This window comes from Mesorhizobium sp. B2-4-12, assembly GCF_006441575.1.
Lineage (GTDB): Bacteria > Pseudomonadota > Alphaproteobacteria > Rhizobiales > Rhizobiaceae > Mesorhizobium.
In genome coordinates this window covers 185,140-191,139 of sequence record NZ_VFVC01000005.1, presented here as the reverse complement: position 1 = coordinate 191,139, position 6,000 = coordinate 185,140, and the positions used below count along the sequence as shown (strand labels likewise).

The 6,000-nt window shown below is 64.4% G+C and carries 4 protein-coding genes; 2 read left to right on the top strand and 2 right to left on the bottom strand.

The genetic code is table 11. The features are described 5' to 3' along the window. A partial coding sequence (locus FJ934_RS05510) for an FAD-binding oxidoreductase (RefSeq protein WP_140607631.1) occupies window positions 1–738 on the bottom strand: 738 nt, incomplete at its 3' end. A 95-nt stretch (window positions 739–833) separates the two neighbouring features. Then, window positions 834–2,411, bottom strand: a complete 1,578-nt coding sequence (locus FJ934_RS05505; protein WP_140607630.1) for a trimethylamine methyltransferase family protein — start codon at window positions 2,409–2,411, stop codon at window positions 834–836. 259 nt (window positions 2,412–2,670) lie between these two features. Here FJ934_RS05505 and FJ934_RS05500 point away from each other — a divergent pair, with 259 nt between their 5' ends. Further along, the gene (locus FJ934_RS05500) at window positions 2,671–4,578 is read left to right on the top strand and encodes a phospholipase D-like domain-containing protein (protein WP_140607629.1); all 1,908 of its coding nucleotides are present in this window, start codon (window positions 2,671–2,673) and stop codon (window positions 4,576–4,578) included. Window positions 4,579–4,757: 179 nt separating this feature from the next. Continuing rightward, window positions 4,758–5,939 (top strand): MFS transporter, encoded by a 1,182-nt coding sequence (locus tag FJ934_RS05495; protein ID WP_140607628.1) that lies wholly within the window; start codon window positions 4,758–4,760, stop codon window positions 5,937–5,939. The last annotated feature ends 61 nt before the right edge of the window (window positions 5,940–6,000 follow it).

Here is a 6,000-nt window from a genome sequence, read left to right as displayed (position 1 = left end):
CTCGCGGCCGGTCGACTTGTTGAACTCCTCGACCTCCGGCATCGGCTCGGTGAGCAGGTACATGTGCTCCATCGCCAGCACCGGCAGTTCGACGCCAACCATGCGCCCGATCTCGCGCGCCCACAGGCCGCCGCAGTTGACGACATGCTCGGCATGGACCGTGCCCTGTTCGGTGACGACGTTCCAGGTGCCGTCCGGCTGCTGAGTCAGGTCGACGACGCGGTTGCGCAGCACGATCTCGGCGCCGAGTTTCTTGGCCGCCTTGGAGTAGGCGATGGTGGTGCCCGAGGGATCGAGATGGCCTTCGACCGGGTCCCACATGGCGCCGACGAAATTCGTCTCGTCCATCAGCGGGAACATCGCCTTGGCTTCGGACGGGGTGATCAGCTCGGTGTCCATGCCGAGATAGCGGCCCTTGGCATGGGCGAGCCGCAGGAAATCCATGCGCTCGGGCGTGTCGGCCATCATCACGCCGCCGGTCAGGTGCAGCGAACAGGACTGGCCGGATATTTCCTCGATCTCCTTGTAGAGCTGGACCGTATAGGCCTGCAGCTTGGCGACGTTGGGATCGCCGTTCAGCGTATGGAAGCCGCCCGCCGCGTGCCAGGACGAGCCGGAGGTCAGCTCCGAACGCTCGATCAGCATGATGTCGGTCCAGCCGGCCTTGGCCAGATGATAAAGAACCGAGCAGCCGACGACGCCGCCGCCAATTACAACCGCTTTTACATGGGATTTCATGAAGATAGGTCCGTTTTCGTGTAAACTGAATCAGATATTTTGAAGGTCCCGAGTCGCTTTGCAGCGAAACCGAACGGCCCTGAAGGGTGGTCCGTCTAGAAATCGGTCGGCGCGCCGCCTTCGGCCGTGCGCTTCGCGACAAAGGCGTTGAGCTCCTCGCGGATGGCCGGGTCCATGTAGGGCTCGTCGTACGAGGCCAGACGTTCCTTCCACACCTTGTTGGCTTTTTCCATCGCTGTCGGCGATCCGGCTTCCGCCCAGGTCTCGAAATTGCGCCAGTCCGACAGGATTGGCGAATAGAAGGCGGTCTTGTAGCGGTCCTGCGTGTGCTGGGTGCCGAAGAAGTGGCCGCCGGGGCCGACCGACTGGATGGCGTCGAAGCCGAGCGCTTCTTCCGACAGATCGAGCGGCGTCAGGAACTCGGCCACCATCTGCAGCAGGTCGATGTCCAGAATGGTCTTCTCGTAGGAGCAACGCAGGCCGCCCTCGAGCCAACCGGCCGCATGCATCATCAGGTTGCCGCCGCCTTGCACCGCGCCCCACAGCGAGAACACGCTCTCATAGGCCGCCTGCGCGTCGACCGTGTTTGCAGCGCAGGTGTTCGAGGTGCGGTAGGGGATCTTGTAGCGGCGTGCAAGCTGACCGCCGACGAGTTGCGCCTTCATGTATTCAGGCGTGCCGAAGGCAGGTGAACCGGACTTCATGTCGACATTGGAGGTGAAGCCGCCATAGCCGACCGGTGCGCCCTTCTTCACCATCTGGGCAAAAGCGATGCCGGACAGCGCCTCGGCGTTCTGCTGCACCAGCGCGCCGGCGATGGTCACCGGGGCCATGGCGCCCGACAGGGTGAACGGCGTGACGATGACGACCTGGCCCATGCTCGACATCTGGATGATGCCTTCCATCATCGGCACGTCGAGCTTGAGCGGTGAATTGGTGTTGATGATGGTGAATACCGACGGCTCCGCCATCAGCTGCTCGCGGCTGATGCCGCGAGCGATGCGAGTGATCTCGATGCCGTCGACATTGCGCTCCTTGCCCAGTGAATAGATGTGGAACACCTTGTCGGTGAGCGTGGCGAGGTCGCGGACGCATTCGAGGTGGCGGACGGACGGATGGATGTCGGTCGGCTCGACCGGATAGCCGCCGGTACAGTTCAAGATGTTGTGCATCTGCGCCAGGCGCAGGAAATTGCGGTAGTCCTGCTGGTTGCCGGGCCTGCGGCCGCGATCGATGTCGGAGCAGTTGGGCGCCGACGCCATCATCGAGATGATCAGATTGTTGCCGCCGAAACGCACATTGTGCGCGGGATTGCGAGCATGGATGGTGAATTCGGACGGACAATGGGAGACCAGTTCGAGGATCATGTCGCTGTCGAAGCGTACCCGCTCGCTGCCCTCACGCACGTCGGCGCCATGCGCCTTCATGATGCGGCGGGCCTCGTCGTGCAGCACGTCGACGCCGATTTCCCTGAGCACGCGCAAGGAGGCGAGGTGGATCGATTCCAGCTCGTCCTCGGATACCAGCCTGGTCGGCTGCAACGGGTTTTTCAGCTGGCGGAAGGCAGGCTGCTCGAACGCGGCCGAGCCACCGGCGCGTTTTCCGGCGCGGCCGCCCCGACGGGCGCGATCGGTTGCCGGAGCCGGTTCGGCGGGTTGAAGGGCGGCGGTCATGAGGAGCCTCGTAGGATGCGAAAGTGGGCGGCATAATGGACCGGCGGCGGTCCGGCCATTGCGGAGGCGGCGACCACTAGAGCGAGGGAAGCGACATGCCGGAACGGCAGTTGCATGGCGGGGACCTCACCTTGTCACCATGACGCGCCAGCAAGTGCTGAGCGCGGCCGAGTGAATGGATGCCGACGGCGCGCGGTTACAGTACCGTCTTTTACTTCTGATATACTTGCGGGCTGAACGTCTTTGGAGGGACAGCCCCATGCCTGATGTCGTCAAGGTGCGTGCCGCGACCAACAACGAAGTCGCGTTCCTTTCCTGGGACATAGACGGGATGATCCCGGACTGCCTGGGCTTCGAGATCGTGCGCCTCTATCCCGATACAGGCGAAGAGCGTTGCCTGGCGTCCTGGGTGCCCTTCAAGGGCCAGAGCAACAAGGACTGGATTCCCCAGGATACCGGCGTCTGGCCGGTGCAGAAGACCTTCTGGCGCGATCTCACCGTGCGGCGGCGCCGCGACAGCATCGACGTCAGACCTGACGGTGAATTGATTGCCTATCGGGTGCGCCCGGTAGGCGACATGAAGCCCGGCCTCGATCCAGTGCCGGTGCGACCCGAACAGGTCGTCGACGGCAAGCCCGCCTACACCGGGCCGGCGCGGCCGCTGGGCTATCTCGGCCGGGGTGCGGTCAGCCCACCGATCTTCCTGGGGCAGATGTTCGGCAAGGCGCGTGTGGCCTTCACCAATGGCGTGCTGTCGACGCAATGGATGTCGCATGCACTGGCGGAAGCCGGCATCAAGGTCGGGCAGCGCGACAAGATCAGGGCGGTGCTGCAGGATCCGACCAGCAAGATACGCGCCTACCTGCATGGCGATGTGCCCGACGTGCTGACCAGCCTGCTGAAACGGGCCAAGACGGACGGCGGCACCGTCCGGCTCGCGCTTTACGAGCTTGGCGACGACGAGCTGTGCGACGCCATCCTCGCCGCGAAGGATGTCGTGGAGGTCATTCTTTCCAATTCGGGCAAGGACGACCAGACCAAGGCGTGGGACGCCGGCAACGCGCCCTACAGGAAGCGCCTGCACGACGCGGGCGTGGTGGTGACGGATCGCCTCTTCAACAACAACCACATCGGCCACAACAAGTTTGCCGTCTACCGCGACGCCCAGGGGAAGCCGCAAGCGGTGATGACCGGCAGCACCAACTGGACGTCGACGGGCATTTGCGGGCAGTCCAACAACGCCTTCATCCGCGACGATCCTGCAATGGCCGAAATCTTCGACGCCTACTGGGATCGCATGAAGGCCGACGTGTTTCCGCCGCCGGCCTCGGAAAGCGCTGCCGGCCGCGTGGCACAGACGCAAGGCGTGCCGTTTCGCAAGGAGAACCACATGCCAAACCCTCTGAACGGCACCACGGCGGTGCTGGACGGCATGACGATCTGGTTTTCGCCGAACGATCCCGACCGCAACAAGAAGGACATCTCGGTGCGGCCGGTGGATCTCGAGGATGTCTTCGCCCGCATCAAGGCTGCGAAGCGGGCGGTGCTGTTTCTGGTGTTCAATCCCTCGCTGCTCGGCGAAAACTCGATCGTCGACCAGGCCGTCGCGGCGGCGAAGGCCGATCCGAAGCTGATCGTGCAGGGCGCGATAAGCGACGAAACCGCCATGCCCAACTATGTCGCGCCGACCAAGGATCCGGTCACCCACAAGTCGAACAAGGACGGCAAGGCGCCCTTCGTCTATCCGGAAAAGATCTGGGAGGCTCCGAACGTCTCCGTCGTGCGGGCGGCGAACCTGACCGGCGCCACCATCGCCCGCGACTTCCAGGCCGAGGTGCTGACCGTCGGCCATGCGATCGTGCACGACAAGATCGTCATCATCGATCCGATGGAGGAGAACGCCACCGTCATCACCGGCAGCCACAATCTCGGTTACAAGGCCTCTTACGAAAATGACGAGAACCTTGTGATCGTCGAAGGCGACAAGACCTTCGCGGCCGCCTACGCGGTGCACATGCTCGACGTGTTCGACCACTACAAGTTTCGCGCTTGGCGGAGGACGATCGGCAAGGGGCCTTCGGACGATGACGGACTTTCCATCGACGACCAGTGGCTGAAGCCTTACGCCGACGGCAAGAAGGGCGCGATCGCCCGCTATTTCCCGTAGCGTGGCCTGCCGCGCATCTCAGGCTCATCCGATCCAGGCTCGCTCGGCCACGATCGGGCGCACAGGCCGATTGGCGCAAGCGGATTTCGCTTGCCGGCCCTTTCCTTCCCCCGATCGTACCGGTAGCTAATGACGCCTGCCGCGCGGAGGTCAGCCGGCACTTCACATGGATTGACTGCATGGTCGCAACCGGCTCGAGCGAAGGCGAAGCGCGGACGCAGTGGGCAGCGCTCGCCGGCGTCACCGCGGCACTTGCCATGTTCGGCGCCGCGCAGGGGTTGAGCTCGCCGCTGTTCACGCTCCTGATGCAGAAGCAAGGCATGTCGCCAGGGTTGATCGGCCTGTCCGCGGCGACGATGCCGCTCGGGCTGATCCTGTCGGCGTCATTCGTGCCGGCGGCTGTCCGCCTGGTCGGTGCGCGCACGCTGGCGGTCGGCTGCTCGCTGATCGGAGCGCTGTGCTTCCTGGCCATCGGCTATCTGCAGAACTGGGTAGCCTGGTACGTGATCCGCTTTCTAATCGGCGTGGTCATCAATCCGCTCTATATCCTTGGCGAAGTGTGGGCGCTGTCGCTGGCGCCGCCTTCGCGGCGCGGCCGGGTGATGGGCGTGTTCAACACGCTGATGGGCGCCGGCTACGCCGCCGGCCCGTTCACCCTGACACTGGTCGGTACGCAGGGCTGGGCTTCCTTCAGCGTCGGCATTGGCGGCTTCGTGCTTTGCGCCGTCATCCTGCGCCTTGTTTCTTCGAAGCTCACCGGTTTCGAGGATGATGGGCAGCCGGCCGGCAGCTTTGCCGGTTTTGCCCGGCTGGCGCCGGCGCTGCTGCTGGCCGTGCTGGTCTCGGCCGCCGTCCAGCAAAGCACCTATGCGCTGGTTCCCGTCTTCGGCGCCGACTACGGCCTGCCGGAGGCCGTGCTCGCAGCACTGGTGATGGCGCTGTCCCTGGGCAACATCCTGCTGCAGATCCCGCTTGGCCTGCTTGCCGAACGCTTCGGCGGCCGCCCCATGATCCTGGCCTGCGCGATGGCGACGGCAGCTTGCGCGGCGCTGCTGCCGCTCACGATAACGACACCGCTGATCTGGATGGTGCTGCTGGTGATGGGCGCGGTCGGCTATGGCGTCTATACGATGGCGCTGGTGGAACTCGGCAGCCGCTTCAAGGGCACGCTGCTCGTCACCGGCAATGCGGCTTTCGCCTTGCTGTGGGGCGTTGGCGGCATTGTCGGCCCGCCCGGCGCCGGCCTGTTGATGCAGGGCATCGGCCCGCTGGGGCTGCCTGTGGTGATCGCAGGGCTTGATGCCGTGCTGGTCATCTTCGCGCTCTATCGCTCGTCCGTGCGCCAGAGCGGCAAGGCGTGATGGTGGCGGGTTCGGATGAAGTCGCGGGAAGGCCTGAATCCTCTGCCCAGATGCCGCAGCT